We start from the raw sequence: 21,200 nt of genomic DNA on the forward strand, positions 1-21,200 counted from the left end.
TTGATTGTGCGCTATGGGCGCAGTGGAGCAGGGTGCGAGTGCGGGCCCGCAGCAAGTGTCAAGTGTTCAGGTCGATCTGTTGCTGGCGATTGAGGAAGCCGGTCGGTTGTGCCGAGCGGCTTGTCTGGAAGGCCTTGATGGCGTCGCGGGTTTGCGGGCCAAAAATGCCATCTACCAATCCCTTGTAATGGCCAAGGTCGCGCAGCTTTCTCTGGATCGACCGTTTGGCGGCTCTGGAAATCGATTGCTCGAGCAGCGTCAGCTCTTCCAGGGTTTTCTGCGGTTCGACCTGTCCCGTGTTGGATGTTTCCGTTGCGGGCGGCGTGGCAGGTGTTTCGAGCTGCGAGGTCGCCGATGCGGTCGTCGTCGCTGCCGCCGTATCGACCTGATCGGGAACGGGCGGCGCGGTATCGATCCGGAGCAGGATTGGAATGGACGGAATGTCTGATACCGTAACGCCAGCCTGGCTGGACATTTGCTTCAACATGGCGCCGAGCTCGATCTCGTTTTGGGCTGCGGTGGCCTCGACGATTGCGAGCAGAGGGTCAAATGCCTCCACTGTTGCAACCAGAACGGCCGCCGAACCCGGCACGGATTCCGGTGCACGGTCGGTGAAGGTGAGGGTATCCGGCAGTTCAAGCGACTGGTCGGAGACCGTCATGGCCACCGCGCCTCCCTGTTCCGCCTGTGCCGAGGAGCGGGCAAAGGCCTGGATCGGTATTGCCTGGGTGAAGATATCGGTCGGGTTGTTGAGGGTCGCCCCCTTGGGCAGGACGAAAGTGCGACCTTCGAAATTGACTGCGGGGGCGTCGAGATAAACGAAGGTGGCGCGAGAATCCGCGGCCTCACGGGCAAATCGCGTCACGATTGAGCGCAATTGCGCATTGTTCGGGCCGTCTGCGCGCAGTGTTTCGGCGCCCATCAGCTGCAGCTGGGTCTGAATGGCGTCAGCACGCCCCCCACCGTCACCCACGGACACGACCAGGGCAACAACGCGGTCGGATTGAGCCTTCGCGGGCAGGCTGCCCAGAACAAGTGCCAAGGTCACGAAGACAATGCGCATTCCCATTTGTCGTCCCTTCTCAAATTGTTCCAGTTGCGCATTCCGCGTGCATGGCAAGGGAATGCACAGCTGGTTCAAGCTGTAGGTACCGGCAAAGCTCGATCAGGTTCATCGCCAAGGGAAAATATTTGCCCGCAGATCTCGGCTGGTCGACGGGCAGGCGCGATCAGTTGCAGTCTACCGTCGCGTCAATCACCGCCATCAGGGCGCGGCACGCGTCGAGTGTCCTGGTCTCGCCACGCTTTGTCACGGCATCACGCAGGGCATGGGCGATCACGTCCTGTCCAAGGCCGGGCCGTGCCGCGCGCATCAGGGCGGCGACGCCGGTAACATGCGCGGCCGCGACCGAGGAGCCGGAAACATATCGATACCCACTGTCAGGTGCGGTGCTGAGCACATCTATGGACGGTGCGGAGATCGCCTTGTGCACAGGGCCGGCAGCGACCACGCCGGGAGCCGAGGCGGGAAATGCCAAGGTGCTGCTCTCGCCCGTGGCGGCGACGACCACGATCCCTTTGCTGAGTGCCGCCTGCACCAGTTCGCCGAGCAGCGCGTCGGGTGGGCCGCCGAGGCTCATGTTGATGATATCGACGCCATCGCGCACGGCGACATTGAGAGCACGTGCAAGAGAAAAGCTGTTGCAATGGCCCGACCTGCCTTCTTGCCAACAGGCTCTCAGACCAAGAATGGCGGCTTCGGGTGCCACGCCTGCTATGCCGATCCCGTTCGTGGCATCCGCCGCGATGATCCCGGCAACCGCCGTGCCATGCGCTTCGGCCGTTTCCAAGGGATGCAGGCCGACGAAGTCCATCTGTTTGATCACCCGTGAGGCAAGATCGGGATGGGCGACATCAATCGCGGTGTCGATGACGGCGACCGTGATGCCAGTGCCTTTCGACAACCGCCTGATTGCGGGCAGTTTCATCTGCTGCAGCGCCGTCTGTGCAGGAAGGAGCGGATCGCCGTCGCTTTTTTCGAGCGTGGTGAAGTCCTGCATGGCCTGGACGGTGCGTATGTCCTTGTCGCTGCTTATACGGGCGACCAGGTCTTCGATCTCGGCAACATCGCTCGCATCGATTACGAAGCAGTGGACGGCGATCGCTTCAAGCGGCCATTCGGCGGCAAGCCTGACGCCGAAACGTGACACCAACCGGTCTGCTGTGGCTGTCAGCACATCCGGCTCGGCAATCGGGACAGTCAGGATCAGATATGTGGCGGAATTCATCGAATTGGCCGGCGCGAGACGCGGGCTCTGTCCCCAACTGGGATGGCACTGCGCGACGGCAAGGATGAAGGCGACGACCAGGGCAGCCTTATGCAGCAACGTCTTCAATCGACTGGCGCTGCGAACAGGATTTGCGGAGCCGTCATCAACGCCTTGGCGGAAGCATGCGGGTCGGTTCCATTACGGGTTGCGGCGGCTGTATAGACGCCTGCCTGCGAGGGGCCATCCAGTAACTCAAGGGCATGTTCGGCCAAGATCGCTTCGAGCTGCCCTGGCGCAAGGACAGACGCGGTCTGGAATTTTATCAGCATGCTGTTGTCGGACGTGCTGCTGCTCAGGGTGTGGAAACCATCACCAATCGAAGTGAGGTTGACGATTGCCACGAGACAGGCTGCCGCACAGGCGCCCGCCAGAAGGAAATGCTTGCGGTGAACGCCAAACCGGCGCCGTGGAGCGAGCCTCGTTGTGCCGTCGTTGCGCTCGGACCTGATCTGCGCACTGAGCTTCTTCCAGCTGCGCTCGGTGTTATGCGCATAAGTCTCGTCGGTGGACATCCGGGCGGCAACCGTGCGCTGTCGGGAGAGTTCGACCGTACATTCCGCGCAACCGTCGATATGCCGCTTGACGAGCGCCATGTCCTCGGGCGTCATGGAGCCGTTCACATACCATGGTATGAGCTCCCAAATATCGTCATGATTGCTTGCCGACCATGAACTGCGACTGTCAAGCAACTGCGTTCTCCGAAAATATGACCGCATCGTCCGACAGCATCGTGCGAAGGCGGCGACGGGCTGTCATCATGCGCGTCTTGACGGTTCCCACCGGACATCCAAGAATCTCGGCTATCTCAGTGTACAGATATCCGTTGTAATAGGTTAATTCAACAACGGCGCGCAGTTCCGGCGTAAGCTTTTGCAGCGCGGCAACCATGTCTTGCTGCTGCATGATCTTGGCCGCCGTATCGGCGTCGTCAATCATGTCTTCGTCCAGCTGAACATTATCATTGTGCCGGCCCAAAGACTGTCGCTGCTTGAGCGACATGCGGTAAGCGATACCGAAGATCCAGGACGAGGGTTTGGACCGACCTTCGAAACGGTCTGCCGTTCTCCACACGACCATGAGGGCGTCATTGGCGACCTCCTCAGCGGCTTCGGTACTTCCCGTGATGCGCTTCGCAAAGTGCATCAGTTTTGGAAAGTAGCGTTGATGCAGATGTTCGAAAGCAACCATGTCACCTCCGGCAATGGCAACCAAAAGATCGCCATCCGCTTGCGGCTTAAGCCCGCTGAAAGAGCTTTTCAATGTTTCAAAAATTCGCATCCTGACAATTCGCTTTGCTGTTAGCAGTGGTACGTTTCCCGTGATCGTCGAAAGGTTCATTGTCCCAGTCAATCGGGAGGCCATTTTTGCGTCTCGCGGTGAAGGGAGCGCTTTCCACCAGGTCGAGCCGCTTCGGCTCCATGACGTTGCAATTCTGCGGGAGTGCATGCGGCGCGAATTGTGCTCGCTCGCCTTGATCGCACGTTGTCATTGCAGCGCCCCCTACAGCCTGACCAGAATGATTGCTCACTGCATCCAGCAGTGGGCCAGTCGTTTCGATGAACTGACTGGAGAATAGCAGAACGACCTGGGGCGTATTGGTCGTGGATTTGTCGATGCGTGCAAATCTGCTTTCGGCGGATGCAAAACGACAGGATCAGGCCGGTGCGAATGAACCTGTGGCGATATGCCGATCGAGTTTTTCGGCATTGGCACCAACATCAGGCCCGGCAGTCCGCCAGCCAGCAATGGTTTGTCGTTCATCCAGATCGATATGGCGGCAGGTGCTTCTCATCGTGCGTTCCTTGCAAGGAACAAGACGCCTATTCATTTCAAGAGAACATCTGACGTATTGCGGGACGATTGATATATCTGGATGCTTGTTTCCAGTTCCCTATAAGGGTTGTTTTAAGCGAAATTTTGCCATATAAAACCCCTAAAGGGGTCCATATTATGCGGCTGACATTTGAAGATCAGTCTCGATGCGCGAGAGTCCGACCTACCCTACTCATGCTCTGAAAGGTTGTTGGAAGCGATCGCTGAATTCGCAGACACTATCCTTCGCCTGAGCGATCTCGAACAGTTTGGTATTCCGCTTGCGGTATCACAGCGTGCCACAGCCAGTTTGCACAGTGTCTGCATCTGCGTTCTTGAAGCCCGCAACCGCAAGGACAAAGGATAATCTATGCCCAGAATGAGAAAGCTCAGCCGAGACGAAATCCGCAACCTTCGCAAACAATTAAGCGCACGTGCCCTCGCTGCTGACCTTCGATTGCCGGACGCTGTCCTTGACATGCGGAAGTCACTTGGACTTACCCAGGGAAAATTCGCTGACATTACAGGAATTACCAAGCGACAGGTGGCTGAAATAGAAACGGGAAAAGCAAACCCGACAATTGAGACTTTGGACAAGATAGGTAAGCTCTTCGGGTTCTCACTTGGCTTTATACCAAAGGATTCTAATCGCTCAGATTAGATTAAGAACGGCTCGTTCCAGAAATTGGATGGAAAGTAACTCGGGAACTGAACCATACTGGTCTGGAAGAAGGTTGGTGAATCTCTTGCATAATCGGCGAGGTGATACGGTTTAGGGCTCAACCATTAAGGGTGAGTTGATCGATTGCGCAATCTTATATGGTATGTGACGGAAGGTTGAAATGTCGCGCATTGCGCGAAGTTAAAATGTCTTCTGCGGGTTCGTCAGCCGGTTAGAAACGCGACGCTGGCACCGATGATCAGCCCCCGACCGGGCCGGCTGGGCCGGGATGCAAGGTCAGGGAGGGGGAGGGGGAGGGACCACCCCCTTCGGCTTTAGCTTCCTCAGTCCTCACGACTGCTCTGCGCCAAAAGGAGACATTGCGGTTGCTGCAAAACTCCCTATTCTGCGACGTCGCAAAAGTCAGAAAACAAGTGTCGCTTTAGTTGGAGTTTTCGCGAGCTACCGGAGGTAAGTTATATGGAACATTTACCAGAGATAGGGTTCGCGTTCGGTGCCTTCGCGCTTGGAATGTTCAGCCCCGGTCCGAATATTCTCTCTGTCGTCGGCACATCTATGGCTGTAAGCCGCAAAGCGGGCATTGCGCTGGCACTCGGTATTTCGGCAGGATCGTTCCTATGGGCCTCTATGACCGCGATCGGGCTGACGGCATTGATTGCAGCCTATGCTTCAGTGCTGACGGTCATCAAGATCGTCGGCGGTCTCTATCTGCTCTGGCTGGCCTTCAAATCCTTTCGCTCGGCTGCTTCGACAAAACCGATTATGGACCCTGCCGGATTGGCGGCAGGCAGCCTGCGCACATACTTTCTGCGTGGCCTGACAGTCCAGATGACCAACCCGAAGGCGGCGTTGACGTGGATCGCAATCATGTCGCTCGGTCTCGCGCATTCCGCGCCAGCCTCAACCGTGCTCGTCATCGTAGTCGGAACCACAATCCTCTCGGTTGTCGGTCATATTGCCTATGCCGTCGCCTTCTCTACCAAGCGCATCGTTACGGCTTATGATTGCGCTCGCAGGTGGATCGACGCGGGATTAGGGATGTTCTTCACCTTCGCAGGCATCAAGTTGCTTACAAGCCGAACCTGAACTGTTTCCAAAAAAACCTGAGTTCGGCGGCCAATTTTTGCAACTGCGAATGACAGCTGCATAAAAGAGCGGACCATTCCATCCTCCTGAAATCATGACCATTATTGTCTTCGTTACATTTGAAAATGGAATCTGCGCGTGTGAGTTCATGCTGAAGCGCGACTTGCGGGGCGTTTCAAGCTAGCCGGCATGCCGCATTTGGGCGAGCAGTTTCTTTCGGAAGACTTCCGCCGGCGTTCGATAGCCGAGGCATTTGCGCGGCGTGGCATTGAGCTGGTTACAGATCTCAATGAGGTCGGCGTCGGTCACCGATAAGGGATCGACCTCTCTCGAAAGCCATTTCCGTACCCGCCTGTTGGTATTTTCGACGGTCCCTTTTTGCCACGGCGATTGAGGGTCGCAGAACCAGGTCTGGGTGCCAATGCTCGCCTGTAGGTAAGGCCAGTCGGTGAACTCCGTGCCACGGTCGAACGTGATGGAACGACGGGCGAGGTGGGGCAGGGTCTGAAGTGCTTGCACAAGGCCGTTCATGACCGGTCGAGACTGCCGATCATTGTTGCGCAGAAAGATTGCAAAGCGGCTGACCCGTTCAACGAGTGATGTGACGTTGGCCTTTCCAAACTTCTTTCGGAACTGGATCAGGTCACACTCCCAATGCCCGAACTGCTTGCGATCGGCGACCACATCCGGGCGGCGCAGGATGTTGAGTTCCGGACTAAACCGTTGGCCATGCTTGCGTCTGGCATGTCGCGGTCGCCGCCGAGCTCGATGCTCCGGCAGGTGCCGCCACAGCTTGATCGCTTGGCCGTCAGATGAGTATGCAAACTTGTAGATGGTTTCGTGGCTAACCAATACTGGATGCCGCTCAAGGCGCATCCGGCCAGCGATCTGCTGTGGCGACCAGCCGTGCATGATCCGGTCGATGACAGATTGCCGGACATGCGAGAAGCGCATCAGCTTGCGCAGTTTGGCCCGCCGTTCGCAAGCCATGTCATGCGCCGTGACACAATAATAGCCGTTCAGATTGGAGATCGCGTCATCGATGAACATATTGCGCCGGATCTCGCGAAAAATTGTCGAGCGATGGCGTCCAAGCTTCTCGGCGATGATGTCAACAGTCAGGCCAGCCGTACGCCAGCGGGCGATCTTGCGTCTTTCATCCATGTCGATATGGGAGTAGGTGCGTTTCATTGCAGGTTCCTTGCGAGCGACAACCTATTGGTATCATTCGCAAGTCGCACTTCATCCTTGAACCCACCATTCAAAGAGGAATGTGGCAGCGATGTTGAAATGTCCGCCGGTTTGCAAAGTAGAAATGTCCGACTGGTCGCTACACGGCACACCGACCAGCCCCGATCTGAGCGGCTAATCCCGCTTGCAAGATCAGATCGGGGCGGGTGGCAAACACACCTCTTCGCCTTTAGCTTTGAGGCTATTCGACCTTCAGCTCACTCCGCAGCTGTCTGCTTCAACAGCGCCTTTTTGCGCTGCGCAATCACCGCGGGATCATTCATGAAATCCGTGCTCCGTCCCGGCTTTCGACCCCGTGGCTGGTAACCGATCTTCTCGCTGTTGGTCTTGACGACCGGTGGCACATGCTGGTCCTGACGCTCCTTGACGTAAGCCAGAATATCACCGAGCCGCTTGTTCTCGGTAATTGCCGCATGCGTTACCCGCTGGTCCTTGTCGAACACCGTATAGGGTAGGGAATATCCTTTCCAGCGTACATCGAGGCGACCATCCGCATAGGCATAGGTCTCGACATAATGGCCAACCAGACCACGCGTCACGTCGGTCTCCGCCAACATGATCCGCTTGCGTTCAAACGAAAACGTCAGCTGTGTTCCGACGTAACGCTGCTCGCGTTTACATAGGATCTCGGTCAATCGATCCGGCGCCAGATTCAGCGGCCGGTGCAAATCATCGCAACGGGCAGGGACGATGGAAAATCGCGCATTATACCGGCTCATGAAACTCGCCAGAAACGCGTTGCCAGTCTCCATGTTATCGATCCTGGCCAGTCGCAGCGCCTTGACTAGGCGATCCTGCAATGTCCGGTTCATCCGTTCGACACGACCCTTGGCTTGGCTGGAATTTGCGCAGAGAATCTCGATGTTTAGCTCGCAAAGCGCACGCCCGAACTGCGTCATGGCCTGGCCGCCCTTGGCATCCTTCCTTGCCACTCGGAACACCGAATGCTTGTCTGAATAAAACGCGATTGGGGCACCGTGCTCACGCAAATAAAGCCCTAGCGCTTCAAAGTAGGAAAACGCACTTTCCGATCGCACAAACCGCAATTGCATCAACTTGCCGGTCGCATCGTCGATGAACACCAATAACGTACACGAATCGCCACGATCTTCGAACCAGCGATGGTCGGAGCCATCAATCTGCACCAGTTCGCCATAAGCCTCGCGGCGCAATCTTGGCTGATGGAAGGTCCGGCGCTGCTTGCGCGACAACCAGATGCCGGCATCGATCATCCAATGACGCAACGTCTCGCGCGACACACACAATCCATCCCGCTCGGCCAACATCTCTGACGCGAGGGTCGGGCCAAAGTCTGCATAACTTTCCCGGACCAGCGTCACCGCGTAATCCTGAACGCCGTCGCTGATCCGGTTGTTTGATGGACGTCCGATCGCCTTGTGGCGGATCGATGCGGCTCCACCGATGCTCATCCGGGTCAACAATCGGCGCACCTGGCGCGTGCTCACGTCAAGCACATGCGCCGCCGTCACCATCGTCATACGGCCAGCCGCCACCTTCGACAAAACCTCGATCCGCTGCAGATCCCGCTCGCTCATCGCTATCAATCCCATCTGCTCGTCTCCGCGTTATCAAACGCGGGGAGTGTGACACTCTAACTTTGCTAAATTAGGACATTCTAACTTTGCGGCTACAGGCGATTGCGGCATAATCTGTATTATGGAACTTTAGGTCTGCTATCGGTCGGTATGCGAGGTGTAAATACGAAACCAGCATGATCAAGCCGCTTCCCGCGTAAATTTCCCTATCTAAGAGAGCCCCTGCACAGGTACCCGCGACTCCTCTATCTTCAAATGTTACCGACTATGGTTCTGTCGAGGCCAGAGCAAGGTCGCGGCCGGCCTTGTAAAACTCTTACGTCCACGCTTGAAACCCATAACCGGTTCGCGCAGCCCGCCGAAGACCTCGGTCTCATCCTCACCTTCCATGACGACGATATCGGCCATCGCTCCGACAGCGAACCCGTAACCTTCAATCCGCATCAACCGAGCTGCATCCTCCGAGACAAGATCCAGACAGGCTGCAAAATCCTCCGGCCCGAGATGCATGACATTGGCGTAGAGATTGGCCATGCGCAGCAGCGAACAGTCACCGAAGGGCGTGAACGGATTGAGAATATTGTTGCTGGCGATAGATACGGTGATGCCCCGATCCCTCAGTATATGCACGGGTGCGATACCTCGAACAGCGCGAAAGCCGGCTTCCCGGCCGTTCAGATATAGATCGGTTGACGGCAGCGCCGTCACCCCGACCCCCGCCTGGCGCAACCGCGCAACCCGACGTTCGAATGCCGCCTCGTCCATCGCCGCAAGCTTGGTGGCGTGACCGACAGTCACCCTGCCTCGCCAATCGGCCCCTTCCGTCCGCTCGCAAATCTCCTCCAGATGTCCCCAGCTCGGATCGAGGTCGAAATCCAGATGAAAATCCAGATCCACGTCATGCCGCTTGGCCATGGCGAAAAGCCGTTCCATTTGGCCAGACGGATCACTGTCGGTATAGGGGCAGCCACCGAGAAGGTCCGCGCCCTCCCCAAGCGCCTGCTCCAGCAAGCCCTCCGTGCCAGGATCGTTGGTCAGCCCTTCCTGCGGGAAGACGCAAATGGAAAGATCGAGTGCGAAGGCATAATCCTGTCTCAACCGCTTCATCGCCTCAAAGCTGCGCAGACCCGCCCGCGGATCGACCTCCACATGGGTGCGCATATGCATCGTACCTTTGGCAATCGCCATCTCTATGGTCCGCGCCCCGCGGGCATAGACGTCCTCGACCGTATAGTCCCGCTTCAGACGGGCAACAGCGGCAATTGCCCCCTTCAGCCCACCTCCGGCATTGCCGCAACGGCAGAGCAGACAGGACTTGTCGAGATGCACATGAGTGTCAACGAAGCCCGGCAGCACCAGCCGCCCGCCAATCGGCTCATCCTCGCGGCCCGCCCCGGCGGCGATCCGGCCGATGGCGGCGATGCGGCCGTCGATGATGCCTATATCCTGCAGCAGGCCTCGCCCCCTCAGGCGCACGTCACGTAGCACGAGATCGAAGGATTCTTGAAATGACATATTGCGACCCGAGGAGAAATTTTTATAACACCTTCTGTATGCACTTTTAGTATATAATTCGCAACACCCTGGAGATATCGATGCACGAGACAACAGAACGCGACCTGCAGGCAGTGAAGGACTATCTCGCTGCCTCCATGGCGCCCGATCCGGTTCGCGCCGCGACCTATGTCGCTCCCGGCTTCACCTGCCGCTTCACCGGCAACCGGCTTTTTGACACGCCGAGCGGCCCAACCAGCTTCAATGCCGCCCGCTACAAATGGGTAAAAAAACGTATAGAGCGCTATGACGTCGTTCCGGGCGAAACAGAAACCATCATCTACAGCCTGGGCTATCTCCACGGCGAATGGCCGGACGGAACCCCTTTCGACAACAACCGCTATATCGACCGGTTCACGGTACGCGACGGCCTGATTATCGACACCGACGTCTGGAATGACAGCGCCGAATGGATACTCGACCCGTCCATCGCGCGCTGACTGACCGCTAAAGGGGCATCAGACCCTTTCAGTCTGCATAGGGCGCCAGGATATCCATCAAGTCGCGTGGCTTGGCGCCCGAGCTTTGCAGCAACGCCCGCGAGGCGACCGCCTCCAGATGTTCGGCCATCATCGCCTCCGCCTTTTCCGCCGGGCCGGTGCGGATCGCCTCGATTAATTCGAGATGTTCGCTGACTGCGCAGTCGGAGGAATGTGGTCGTCCGAAGACGGCAAGCGACAGGCCTGCGCGATAGCAGATTTCCGTGACATAGCGGATCAGGATCGGCTTGCCGGTCATCTGCGCCAGAAGCACATGAAACTCAGTGGCGAGCCGGATCGAAGCACCTTCGGGCCCGTGCCGCGCGCCGTGCTCGGCCTCGACGATTGCTTTCAACTGCTTGGCCTGCACATCCGTCAGCTTGCCCGCGAGACGCCTTACCACCTGCTTTTCCAGATCAAGACGGATGTCGAAAATATCCCGCGCATCCTCGAAGGATGGCGTGGCGACCACAGCGATACGGTTGCGCCGAAGATCGACAAGACCTTCCGCCGCAAGCTGGCCGAGCGCATGGCGGGCAATAGTGCGACTGACACCGAATCGCTCACCGAGCGAATCCTCCGGCAGCCGGTCACCCGGGTGCAGCGCCCGCTCGATGATGGCACGGCGCAAGCCCGTACAGATCGCCGCGACGCGATCCCCTTCACTTCTTGCCGAACCCTTGCTGCCCGCCATCACCAACCCTCTTCGTCTGGTCAATCGATAAGCGAGACGACGGCAAAGATCAACTCGGCGCACTGCCGCATTTAAATGCAAATGAAATCGAAAATGCACAAAACAAATGCATACAGTTATTGTATTCACTTTGACAGATAATGAATCCATCCAGGAACGCCAAAATTCCGCACTTACAGAAACTGGCACACTCATTGCATGCACTTTTCCGAAACGCTTTCAATGGTGATCTGATGCTGACTGTTCCTCAACCGACAACATACGCCCCTCCTGCCGTGGAGCTCTCTCAGGCAGCCGTCTCCTTCGGCCGGCAGGAAAAAGCCGTCGTTGCGCTGCAGGAGACCAGTCTGCGCATTGCCGATGGGGAATTCGTGGCACTCGTCGGCCCGTCCGGCTGTGGCAAGTCGACGATCATGCGGCTCGCCGCCGGCCTGCTGCAGCCGACCAGGGGCGCGGTCATCGTCGGCGGCCGCGAAGTCGACGCCAAGGCGCTGCGCATCGGCATGGCCTTCCAGAACCCTACCATGCTCCCCTGGCTGACGATCGAGCGCAATGTCATGTTGCCGCTCAAGATCGTAAAGCCGTTCCGTTCCGAATACCGGGCAAAGAAGAACGGTGAATACCGCGATCGGGTGCGTGCGCTGCTTGCCGATGTCGGGCTCGACAAATTTGCCAACCACTACCCGTGGCAGCTTTCCGGCGGCATGCTCCAGCGCGCAAATCTCTGCCGCGCGCTCGTCCACGAGCCGAACCTGCTCCTGCTCGACGAACCTTTTGGCGCGCTCGATCAATTTACCCGCGAAGAACTATGGGGCACGATGCAGTCGCTCTGGATGAAGCGCAAGCCGACCGTCCTGCTCATCACTCATGACCTGAAGGAAGCGGGCTTCCTCGCTTCACGTATCTGCGTCATGAGCGCAAGGCCCGGTCGCATTATTGATGACAGCACGGTCGATTTCCACCGCCCCCGCACCATTGAGATGACGTTCGAGCACGATTTCGTGGCGCTCAACCAGCGCCTGCGTGAACTCATCATCAATGCCCGCTCCGACACCGCAATCCAGGGAGCCTGATCCGTGAGCTATGCATTGCGCCGCCGCTTCTGGGCAGCCGCCCTCATCGTCGCCTTCTTTGGCCTGTGGGAAATCCTATGCCTCGTACTGCAGGTGTCCGATCTCGTCCTGCCTCGTCCGAGTCAGGTCTTTGATACGCTCATCGACCGCTTGCCCATCCTCATGCCGCATATCATCCAGACGCTCTGGACGACGATGGTCGGCTTTGTCCTCGGCGTAGTCGTCGGCGTCGTCATCGGTGCTGCGGTCGGCGTGTCGCGCACGGCCTATGATACGGCCTATCCGCTGCTGATCGGTTTCTCGTCGATCCCCAAGGTCGCGGTCGTGCCGATCTTCGTTCTGTGGTTCGGCTCCGGGTCGGTGCCTGCAATCCTGACCGCGCTCGCCATGTGCTTCTTCCCGATCGTCGTCAACATCGCCACCGGCCTTGCGACAACCGAGCCGGAACTGGAGGATGTCCTGAAATCGCTGGGTGCCAGCAAGCTCGACATCCTGTGGAATGTCGGCCTGCCACGCACCATGCCCTTCTTTTTCGCCTCGCTGAAGATTGCCGTCACCTTCGCTTTCGTCGGTTCCGTCTTGTCGGAAACCGTCGCCTCGAACCGCGGCATTGGCAATGTCATGATGTCGGCCTCGTCCAATTTCGATGTGCCGCTGGTCTTTGCCGGCCTTTTCATCCTCGCCCTTCTGGGTGTGCTTCTCTACGTCGCCTTCTCGCTCATCGAGGTACGCGTCACAGGCTGGGCCGTCCGCGGCCAGGATTTCACTGCTGCCTGAACATCTACTCAAAACAAATGGAGCCAGACATGCTGAAGAAACTGATCACGACTCTTGCGCTTGGCCTTTTGCTCGGCGGTGTCGCCCGGGCTGACACGGATATCAAGTTCACTCTCGGCTGGAAGACGCAAGGCTCGGACGCCCCCTTCCTGCTCGCCATGCAGAAGGGTTACTTCAAGGAAGAAGGCCTCAATGTCACGATCGACCAGGGCGAGGGTTCGGCCGCCACGGTCACCCGCATCATGTCGGGCGTCTACGATGCCGGTTTCGGCGATATCAATGCCATCATCCAGAATGCTGCCACCCGGCCAAACGAAGTGCCGGTCATGGTCTACCAGCTCTGGAGCAAGCCGCCCTTCGCAATCGTCAGCAAGAAAGAAACCAACATCACCAAGCCGGCCGATCTGGAAGGCAAGAAGCTCGGCGGCGCGCAGGGCACGCCCACCACTCGCCTCGTCAACGTGCTCGGTTCGATCAACAAGGTCGACATGACCAAGGTGGCAATCGAAAACATGGGCCCTAACCTGCAGGAGCCGATGCTGATCAAGGGCGATATCGATGGCGCGCTTGTCTTCAATATCACCAGTTGGTTCAACCTCATCAACAACCGCCAGGACCCGGCAAAGAACTATAACTGGCTATCCTTCGGCGATTATGGCCTTGATCTCTATGCTAACGGCATGATGGTGTCGCAGAAACTCGTCAAGGAAAACCCGAAGGCCGTGGAAGGTCTGGTGCGCGCGGTCAACAAGGCCACCAGGGAAATCGCCGGTAATTCCAAGGCAGGCATCGAGGCCATCATGGCCTATGACAATCTCGCCAAGGAAGAGCTCGAATTGGCGCGCATGAAATTCTCCTACGAGAACCTGATCATCTCGCCTGAAGTCGACAGGCTCGGTCTCGGCGATGTCGATGACGCCCGACTGGCCCGCTCCATCGATATCGTTGCCGAAGGCTATCAGCTACCGTCGAAGCCGAAGCCGGAGAATGTCTTTTCGCGTCAGTTCTTGCCGTCATTGGCCGAGCGCAAGCTCGTCTACAAGGTGGACTGATTGACGGTAACGCGCCTCCCTGGCCGGAAATGTCCGGCCAGGCTATGAAGAGAGGAAACTTCATGTCGTCAAATGTGCCGCTAGCAGCCCGGCCGGGAATGGTCACCAGTCCCCATCCCCTGGCAAGCGAAGCCGGCGCTGCGGTGCTGAGACGTGGCGGCAATGCTATCGAGGCTGCCGTTGCGATTGCCGCGGCACTTGCGGTGGTGATGCCGCATTTTTGCGGTCTGGGCGGCGATGCTGTCTGGCTGGTTGCAGACAGACAAGGCCTCCGCCGGTCGTTTCTCGGGATAGGTCAGGCCGCGGCGGTCCTTCCTGATTATCATACACCGATCCCGTTGCGTGGCTCCGCCTCCATGATCACAACCGCCTGCGCGGTGGATAGCTGGGGGCATGCCCTGACATTTGGGCAGCAGCATTGGCAAGGGCACGAACAGCTTTCAGATCTCCTGACGCCGGCTATCGCTTTTGCGGAAAACGGCTATCGGCCGAGTCACTCGCAAGATTTCTGGCTCGAATTCAGACGCGCCGAGATAGCCGGCTGGCCGGGTTTCGCGGCCGCTTTTGATCATCCCGGAAGCAGGGGTATCTTCACGCAAAGTTCACTCGCTCGGACGCTTCGCCATATCGCCGAGCATGGCCACCGTTCCTTCTATGAGGGAGAGTTGGCGGCACGCCTCGGAGAGGCGATGGCATCGCTAGGGTCGCCGCTCACCGCCGCCGATTTGCAGCTTACCCGCACCCGCGATGCCGAACCCGTGTCGCAGGACTATCGCGGCGTAACACTGCTCGCGCCGCCACCCCCGACGCAGGGGGTTTCCACTCTCGCAATCCTTGGCATTCTGTCCCGGCTGGATCCGGCGGCACTGCCGCCGTCAAGCGCAGCGCGATACCATCTTTTGGTTGAAGCCGTGAAACAGGCGTTTCTCGATCGCGAACATATCGCCGACCCGGATTTCGTTGACGACAATACCCCCGGGCTTCTTGACCCGATGCGACTTGAGACGAAAGCCCGGGCCATCGACCGCCAGCGGGCCATCGAGTGGCCGCATCCTTACCAGCATGGCGACACGGTCTTCTTTGCGGCAACCGACGAGCAAGGACGCTGTGCAAGCGTGCTCCAGAGTACCTATTTCGACTGGGGCAGCGGCGTGGTCGTCGGCGATAGCGGCATCATCTGGCAGAACCGTGGTGCGGCGTTTTCAGTTGCGTCCGGCCATCCGAACGCCATCCGGCCAGGAAAGCGCCCGTTCTACACCCTGAACCCCGGCATCGCATTCAAGGATGGAACGCCCTTTATGCTTTACGGAACGCAAGGGGCTGATGGCCAGCCACAGACATTGTCGCTGTTGCTCACCGGCCTGCTCGACTACGGCATGACGCCCACACAGGCTCTGGCCCAGCCTCGTTTTCTGCTTGGGCGCACCTTTTCCGACGTCCACAGCAGCCTGAAGGTCGAGCAGTCGCTTGGCGGAAACATCATTCAGGAACTCGCCGCGCTCGGGCATGACGTCTTGTCGCTGCCGGCACTTTCGCCGATTTTCGGCCAGGCCGGTGTCATCTGCATCCAAGATGAAGGGAGGATTATTGGATCCCACGATCCGCGTGGGGAAGGCGTCGCTATTTGTGTTTCCACAAATTGAAAATCGGCAACGCGGTTTCAATGATGGAGCAACAGTTCGCAACATGGGGTCCTCCCACCCCTCAAAGAATATCAAACTGTTCTCCGGCCATCGGCGCCCGTTTCGCGGACAGCAAGTCCTGATCTTGCCACTGTTCAGGCACCACGATGGCAACGCCGTTCAAGGTCTCGGATATGAAGCAATAGTGCCCGACACGCCAGGCCAGTGCGACCTGGAAACTCGTGTGAACGGCTCGGTTTTCTATTCCTTGAGCCAACGCTCACTCCTGAAATACACCTCAGATAGCCGAAAATTCCCTTTGTTTCGCCTGCACTGAGCAACGATATCGATACTGGCCTTCAAAAAAGCCACTATGTCGGCCCGATCAAGGCCCGCGCCGCCCTCTGACTCCTTAACGAGCAGAACCAGCTGCTCAAAAGCCATTTCTGCCGAGTTAGCATGAACGGTGGTTATTGAGCCAGGGTGGCCCGAATTCACGTTTCGGATATAATAAAAGGCCGTCCCGTCGCGAAGCTCCTGAAGCAGAATCCGATCCGGCCGCATACGAAGGCAGGATTCGAGAAGCTCTTTCGGTCCGGCACGCGAAAGCCCCTGCCCTCCTTTCGAGTAAAACAAGCGCACGTGGTTGGGTTGTGAGATCACGAGTTCCGGAGTGTCCTCGATTGAAATGACCCGCTCGCTTTCAGGAATATGCTTGATCAGCGCTTTGGAAAGTGTCGTTTTTGCCGAACCCGTGGCGCCAGAAATGATGATGTTTTTTCGAGCGATGACGGCCTGTCGCAAGAAATCCTTGAAACGGCCTGCGCGATAGGTTTCGCCCAGCTCCTTATCCTGCGCGGAGGAGATACTGTTCGCCGCGCATGCTGTCTGGAAAAATCCCTTTTCCTCCAGATCATCAAGGCTGAAGTCGATCGAGGAAGGCTTGCGGATTGTCATGCTGACAGCGTCTTTGATCGTCGCCGGGGGAATGACGATCTGGATCCGCTCTCCCCCTGGTAGTGTCGCCGACAATATCGGACGCGTCTCATCGATTGACTGATGGGAGAAACTCGCTACGGCCCGGGCAAGACGCATGAGTTTTTCGAAGGTAAGTTCCGGCATTTCATGGGTCCGCCAACCACCGGGACCTTCCGTCAACACCTGCCCGGGTTGATTAACAATGACTTCGAAGAGGGACACGTCCTGAAGGAATGTCGAAAGCGGCTTCAACAGCTCGCTGACCACAGCCGAATCCTGCCTCTGTGACATTTCGCGCCCTATTTCGTTGAGAGCGTCGATCGAGGCGTGAAATCCCCCTGGACTGCACGATCGAAAACGCGGTTTCTGGGTTCGGTGACCCGAAGACTGTAGATGCCGGAAAAGTCGAGATCGCGAGCCACAAAGATCGAAACCGGCTTACCCTGGTGCTTATTTAGTGTCGGCGGGATATTAATGGACTGTTCGACCGCGATGGCGGCCGCCTGTTGACTGGCACCCATGGTTTTTTGCGCGTCGACACCGCTGTCTTGAAGCCGACGGCTTGAGTAGCTCGTTGCGTCACCGACAATGGAAAGCAGAAGAGCGCTTCCGAACCGCTCCCACCAATGGGTGTCGACATGGCCACCGACACCCGCACGACCAAGCGCATCAGTTGCTGGTGATGCGAGAGTGACAATAACGCCCTTCGGCGTTTTTGCGCGATTCCAGAGAATGAACAGGCGCTTTTGTCCGCGTTGAAGACCGCCGCGATATTCGCCAACAACCTGCGTGCCCTTTTCCATCAACACGACCCTGCCATTGTCAGAGAGGACATCTCGGTTGATCACACAAGTGGTAAAGCCCGGCTGGTCGGACGCTAACGCGGTTTCAAGAATGCAGGGAATAGACGTTCCCATAGCAACTATGAAATCGCGGTTTCCAAGTGTACCGGCCCTTGAGCCTTCAAGTCGCGTTGGCCGCAGCAGGCCATCGAAACGATCCTGCTCATTGTTCTGCAGGTTCTGGACGGTCACATTGTTTTCGAGGGGCACGAAATTTCCGTTGTCGGAAGGATAATAGCTATCGCTTTCGCTTCGTTCTTTCCGGTTCTTGTTGCCACCACTGAAGGCCATGACGGGTGCACGGCGAGCGGAATCGAGCAGTTTGTCCTGCTCTTCAGTGACCGGTTGGGCGAGCGGCGTTGGCAGTTTTACTTCAGGCAGCGTCTGTTCCGGTTCAACTTTCTCTTTTGCAGCCTCGAAGGGGGTCGTCTGACGAATAACGATCCGTTCAGGCTGAACATTGTCATCTCTTCCCTCCTTTCCCGTCGTTGACCAAAACGCGAAGCCAACGAATGCGATGATCGCAACTGCAACAGCGCCGCGTTTCAAAACAGGGTTGTTGTCGCCCCCGCGACTGGTCACGATTTCGGCACGCTCTCCGAGGATACGATCCTCGTCATCCTGATCCATGACTATTCCCTTCATTATTGCCCGGAAATGTCGCTCTTTGCGACGCGCTCCACCGAAGGAGACGTTGTGTTGGTGTCAGGATTGATACCAACGCGGTCGTAGGCTTCGTTGAAGATGCAGAGCACATCCTTGCCCCGACGCAGGATGAACTTGCGGCTGATCGCATGCACCATCACCAGATCTCGATCGACCGACTTCGGAACAAGGCTTTCGGATCCATCGGGGTTCTCCATATAGATCGCGGGCATTTCCTGATTACCCACAAAGGCGAAGGTCGTGATCTTGCCGTTGTCATAGACGCTTTGCGGCTCTAGCGCCTGCGAGCCCTGAGCCGAATAGCGCCAGTTTCGAGGGCCATATGCTTCGTGAAGCGAAAGCACATTGTCGGCATCCTTCGCCTGGGCCGCAAGCGCCCTCGACGCTGCCTCGCGGCGGCGAAGCTCGGCTTCGTCGTCCGGATATCTGTACTTGACGTAGAAGTAGGTGTTTTGACCAGCCTCCACCGAGCCGTCGCGCACCGTCAGTTCCATCTGGTAGCTACGGGTCGAGCCATTCCTGCGCGTCGTCACCACGGATATATTCGTCACCGGCTGGTTCTCGCGCGGTTTCAGGAAAAGGGTGTTCCCAGCAGGCGCAACTTCCCAGGCAACGCTGTTACCGAGGGCGACATGGGCGATTTCTTCATCCGCCGCGAACTCAACCTGTACGGATGACCGCAAGGAGCCCACGACCCTCGTGATATTGTAGGGTTGGTAGTTCACAAACCGGACACGGCTGTCTTGCGATGCACCTCGTGGAACGTCAAGCGCAAGTGCTGGCGACGCCGAAAGATGAAGGATTAACGCAAGGATTGATGGGGTGCGCATCATCTTACCTCCTCCGGATCTGCACGATATTCGCTGACGACAAAGCCGAGCGGGTTTACGAGACGGTCCGTCGACAACATCGGAGCGTTGGCGTAGGAGTAGGTCAGTGACGCAACCCAATGGGTCGTTCTGACTTCCTCGCCGCGCCTGATGGTTCGCATGTAGCGCACGGAGACAACATTCTCATTGATGAGGGAGATTGAGGCGATATCGATCCTTGCTGTGGCTCCGCGACCGTAAATATTCTGAGGCGATTGCGGGTTGGTGCCACGGTAGAGGGCCGAAAAACGCGTCTGCTCCGCCTGCGTCGACAACAGGGCGACGGTGCGGAAATTCTCCTGTGCTTCGCTCCAGACGTAACCCTCGCGGGCCCTTACATATTTTGCAGCGAAATATTTCGTCACCGCCTCATCGTAGGTGCCTGCCGTCGATGTCAGCGCCGACACGACATCGACGATGCCGGTGGAATTGTCGACGCGCACCACAAAGGGTTCAACCGTCTTGAGGGGTGTAAGACCCGCGACGGCGAAGACGGCTATACCGGCAACGATGCCTGACACTATGGCGATCGACCAGGCAATCCTGTTCGATCGCTCGACTTGGATCATCCGGTCCTGGTCGAAACGGCGTGCTTTGTCGAAGTAGCTCTTGAGATTATCTGCCGTCACCATGTCTCATCCCTCACAGCGGCGATAGGAACCGTCGGTGTCCAGATAAGCAAAAGCTGCGGTCTGGTTGGCCTCTTCGGCGAAGGGTGTGACGGACGTGGACGAACTCGAATTGGATTGCTGCTGGTTCAGCTTGCTGTCGCCGTCCCGGTCCCACATCGAGCGGTTCATTGGACGGCGCGAATAGCCGTCGCATTTTGGCAAGGGGTGGGTGATTGAAACGCAGCCGACAAGTGCGGCTGAAAAGACGAGCAACAGGGCAGGCTTAATCATTCAACAGGCCTTTATTTATTGTTCCAAATTGGGTGTCATACGCCGGCATTTCTTGATCCGAAGGCGCGGCGGGCAAACCGGGCACCGCGACCAATCATCCGGCCCGTGTAAGAGGCTCCTCGGGCCAGCATGCCTTCATGGGCATCGCGGGCGGTCGTATAACCATAGACCAGCGAGGCGCCACCAGACGCCAGCGACGATGCAATGCCGGGTAGCTGGTAGAATACATAAAGTGCGGCTATCCCGATGGCGCAAAGAGCAATAGGGCGCATAAGGACGTCGCTGTAGCTGTCGATTGCGGTGAAGGCCGAGTCGATGCAGGAGATCAAAAGCGAACCGACGGCAACGACGAGCACCTGCAGGATCACGAAGTTTGCGAGCTGCCCGATCCAGGCTTCCGTAAAACGGCGCGTCGATTGAAACATGGCAAGCGCGATGAAAATCGGCCCGATCGCCAGGACGATCGCCAGTGCCAACCGTGCATAAAGGGAAACAACATAACCGATCCCCGCCACCAGAAAGCTGACGCCGATCACCATTATGCCGCCCACACCCGTGACGATGTCAATCGGCCAGGACGCCCTTGTCCAGATATCGGCCGCAGAGGCCTGACCCTTGTCCAGCAGGTTGTCAAAGGTGCTGGCACTTAGCGCCGTACCTGCATTCAGCGCCTGAGCGATCTCGCGTGGCAAAACATCGAAGAAGATGTTTGTGACATAGGTCTGATAGTCGCCGGCGTTTTTCACCAACATGACTATGATCGCGAGCTTCATCGCGCGGAAGGTAAAGTCAAGGATGGGTTCCTGGACCGAGCCCCGAAGGATGAGATAGCCGTAGAGGACAACATAAAGTGTCACGGCCACCGTCAACGGACCAGCGACCCATTCGGCTATGTTCGACGTTCCATCGGAGACGAAAGTCTCCAACGGCCGCTTGAACTGACCGTCGATAAAGTCGAACACCTGGTACATTTGG

23 protein-coding genes are annotated in these 21,200 nt (G+C 57.7%); 7 read left to right on the top strand and 16 right to left on the bottom strand.

Annotation, left to right across the window (positions count from 1 at the left end):
- Positions 1-58 precede the first annotated feature (58 nt).
- The 5 genes from AGR1_RS24955 to AGR1_RS29680 form a co-directional block, all read right to left on the bottom strand.
- On the bottom strand, positions 59-1,069 hold the full coding sequence (locus AGR1_RS24955) for a peptidoglycan-binding domain-containing protein (RefSeq protein ID WP_149148685.1): 1,011 nt from the start codon (positions 1,067-1,069) through the stop codon (positions 59-61).
- Between the two features lie 160 nt (positions 1,070-1,229).
- Positions 1,230-2,396, bottom strand: coding sequence for a S8 family serine peptidase (locus AGR1_RS24960; RefSeq protein ID WP_149148686.1), 1,167 nt, complete (start codon positions 2,394-2,396; stop codon positions 1,230-1,232).
- Complete coding sequence (locus AGR1_RS24965; RefSeq protein ID WP_149148687.1) at positions 2,393-3,046, bottom strand: anti-sigma factor; 654 nt, start codon at positions 3,044-3,046, stop codon at positions 2,393-2,395. The genes AGR1_RS24960 and AGR1_RS24965 overlap by 4 nt, the downstream gene beginning before the upstream one ends.
- Complete coding sequence (locus tag AGR1_RS24970) at positions 3,012-3,668, bottom strand: RNA polymerase sigma factor (RefSeq protein WP_187772284.1); 657 nt, start codon at positions 3,666-3,668, stop codon at positions 3,012-3,014. The genes AGR1_RS24965 and AGR1_RS24970 overlap by 35 nt, the downstream gene beginning before the upstream one ends.
- 316 nt (positions 3,669-3,984) lie before the next feature.
- The gene (locus AGR1_RS29680) at positions 3,985-4,122 is read right to left on the bottom strand and encodes a hypothetical protein (RefSeq protein WP_187772285.1); all 138 of its coding nucleotides are present in this window, start codon (positions 4,120-4,122) and stop codon (positions 3,985-3,987) included.
- A gap of 399 nt (positions 4,123-4,521) precedes the next feature.
- Between AGR1_RS29680 and AGR1_RS24975 the strand changes: the two genes are divergently transcribed.
- Positions 4,522-4,803, top strand: coding sequence for a helix-turn-helix transcriptional regulator (locus AGR1_RS24975; protein ID WP_348640598.1), 282 nt, complete (start codon positions 4,522-4,524; stop codon positions 4,801-4,803).
- 480 nt (positions 4,804-5,283) lie between these two features.
- Positions 5,284-5,910 (top strand): LysE family translocator, encoded by a 627-nt coding sequence (locus AGR1_RS24980; protein ID WP_149148690.1) that lies wholly within the window; start codon positions 5,284-5,286, stop codon positions 5,908-5,910.
- 180 nt (positions 5,911-6,090) lie between these two features.
- On the opposite strand, the gene AGR1_RS24985 is transcribed toward AGR1_RS24980, so the two are convergent.
- The 3 genes from AGR1_RS24985 to AGR1_RS24995 form a co-directional block, all read right to left on the bottom strand.
- Complete coding sequence (locus AGR1_RS24985; RefSeq protein ID WP_149148691.1) at positions 6,091-7,101, bottom strand: IS30 family transposase; 1,011 nt, start codon at positions 7,099-7,101, stop codon at positions 6,091-6,093.
- 257 nt (positions 7,102-7,358) lie between these two features.
- Positions 7,359-8,732, bottom strand: coding sequence for an ISNCY family transposase (locus AGR1_RS24990; RefSeq protein ID WP_149148692.1), 1,374 nt, complete (start codon positions 8,730-8,732; stop codon positions 7,359-7,361).
- Between the two features lie 243 nt (positions 8,733-8,975).
- The gene (locus AGR1_RS24995) at positions 8,976-10,232 is read right to left on the bottom strand and encodes an amidohydrolase family protein (protein ID WP_149148693.1); all 1,257 of its coding nucleotides are present in this window, start codon (positions 10,230-10,232) and stop codon (positions 8,976-8,978) included.
- Positions 10,233-10,312: 80 nt separating this feature from the next.
- Between AGR1_RS24995 and AGR1_RS25000 the strand changes: the two genes are divergently transcribed.
- Positions 10,313-10,711, top strand: coding sequence for a nuclear transport factor 2 family protein (locus AGR1_RS25000; RefSeq protein WP_149148694.1), 399 nt, complete (start codon positions 10,313-10,315; stop codon positions 10,709-10,711).
- Between the two features lie 28 nt (positions 10,712-10,739).
- On the opposite strand, the gene AGR1_RS25005 is transcribed toward AGR1_RS25000, so the two are convergent.
- Positions 10,740-11,444, bottom strand: coding sequence for a GntR family transcriptional regulator (locus tag AGR1_RS25005; protein WP_149148695.1), 705 nt, complete (start codon positions 11,442-11,444; stop codon positions 10,740-10,742).
- 233 nt (positions 11,445-11,677) lie between these two features.
- Here AGR1_RS25005 and AGR1_RS25010 point away from each other — a divergent pair, with 233 nt between their 5' ends.
- The 4 genes from AGR1_RS25010 to AGR1_RS25025 all read left to right on the top strand — a co-directional run bounded on the left by AGR1_RS25010 (position 11,678) and on the right by AGR1_RS25025 (position 15,989).
- Positions 11,678-12,517: an ABC transporter ATP-binding protein gene (locus tag AGR1_RS25010; protein WP_149148696.1), complete on the top strand. Its 840-nt coding sequence runs from the start codon at positions 11,678-11,680 to the stop codon at positions 12,515-12,517.
- A gap of 3 nt (positions 12,518-12,520) precedes the next feature.
- The gene (locus AGR1_RS25015) at positions 12,521-13,294 is read left to right on the top strand and encodes an ABC transporter permease (RefSeq protein WP_149148697.1); all 774 of its coding nucleotides are present in this window, start codon (positions 12,521-12,523) and stop codon (positions 13,292-13,294) included.
- A 29-nt stretch (positions 13,295-13,323) separates the two neighbouring features.
- Complete coding sequence (locus AGR1_RS25020; RefSeq protein WP_149148698.1) at positions 13,324-14,346, top strand: ABC transporter substrate-binding protein; 1,023 nt, start codon at positions 13,324-13,326, stop codon at positions 14,344-14,346.
- A 62-nt stretch (positions 14,347-14,408) separates the two neighbouring features.
- The gene (locus AGR1_RS25025) at positions 14,409-15,989 is read left to right on the top strand and encodes a gamma-glutamyltransferase (protein WP_149148699.1); all 1,581 of its coding nucleotides are present in this window, start codon (positions 14,409-14,411) and stop codon (positions 15,987-15,989) included.
- Positions 15,990-16,050: 61 nt separating this feature from the next.
- Here the strand turns inward: AGR1_RS25025 and AGR1_RS25030 are convergent, their stop codons facing one another.
- The 7 genes from AGR1_RS25030 to AGR1_RS25060 are packed head-to-tail and all read right to left on the bottom strand — an operon-like array spanning position 16,051 to position 21,196.
- On the bottom strand, positions 16,051-16,245 hold the full coding sequence (locus AGR1_RS25030) for a hypothetical protein (protein WP_149148700.1): 195 nt from the start codon (positions 16,243-16,245) through the stop codon (positions 16,051-16,053).
- Positions 16,230-17,237, bottom strand: a complete 1,008-nt coding sequence (gene virB11, locus AGR1_RS25035) for a P-type DNA transfer ATPase VirB11 (RefSeq protein ID WP_149148701.1) — start codon at positions 17,235-17,237, stop codon at positions 16,230-16,232. The genes AGR1_RS25030 and virB11 overlap by 16 nt, the downstream gene beginning before the upstream one ends.
- Positions 17,238-17,245: 8 nt before the next feature.
- Positions 17,246-18,418 (bottom strand): type IV secretion system protein VirB10, encoded by a 1,173-nt coding sequence (virB10, locus tag AGR1_RS25040; protein WP_149148702.1) that lies wholly within the window; start codon positions 18,416-18,418, stop codon positions 17,246-17,248.
- Between the two features lie 14 nt (positions 18,419-18,432).
- The gene (gene virB9 / locus AGR1_RS25045; protein WP_187772286.1) at positions 18,433-19,287 is read right to left on the bottom strand and encodes a P-type conjugative transfer protein VirB9; all 855 of its coding nucleotides are present in this window, start codon (positions 19,285-19,287) and stop codon (positions 18,433-18,435) included.
- Positions 19,284-19,955 carry a virB8 family protein gene (locus AGR1_RS25050; protein WP_149148704.1) on the bottom strand — a complete coding sequence of 224 codons (672 nt, stop codon included), beginning with the start codon at positions 19,953-19,955 and terminating at the stop codon, positions 19,284-19,286. Before AGR1_RS25050 ends, virB9 begins: the two co-directional genes overlap by 4 nt.
- A gap of 3 nt (positions 19,956-19,958) precedes the next feature.
- Complete coding sequence (locus AGR1_RS25055) at positions 19,959-20,225, bottom strand: hypothetical protein (protein ID WP_149148705.1); 267 nt, start codon at positions 20,223-20,225, stop codon at positions 19,959-19,961.
- Positions 20,226-20,260: 35 nt separating this feature from the next.
- Positions 20,261-21,196, bottom strand: coding sequence for a type IV secretion system protein (locus AGR1_RS25060; protein WP_149148706.1), 936 nt, complete (start codon positions 21,194-21,196; stop codon positions 20,261-20,263).
- Positions 21,197-21,200 lie beyond the last annotated feature (4 nt).

Source organism: Agrobacterium sp. B1(2019) (assembly GCF_008274755.1).
Taxonomy (GTDB): domain Bacteria; phylum Pseudomonadota; class Alphaproteobacteria; order Rhizobiales; family Rhizobiaceae; genus Agrobacterium; species Agrobacterium salinitolerans.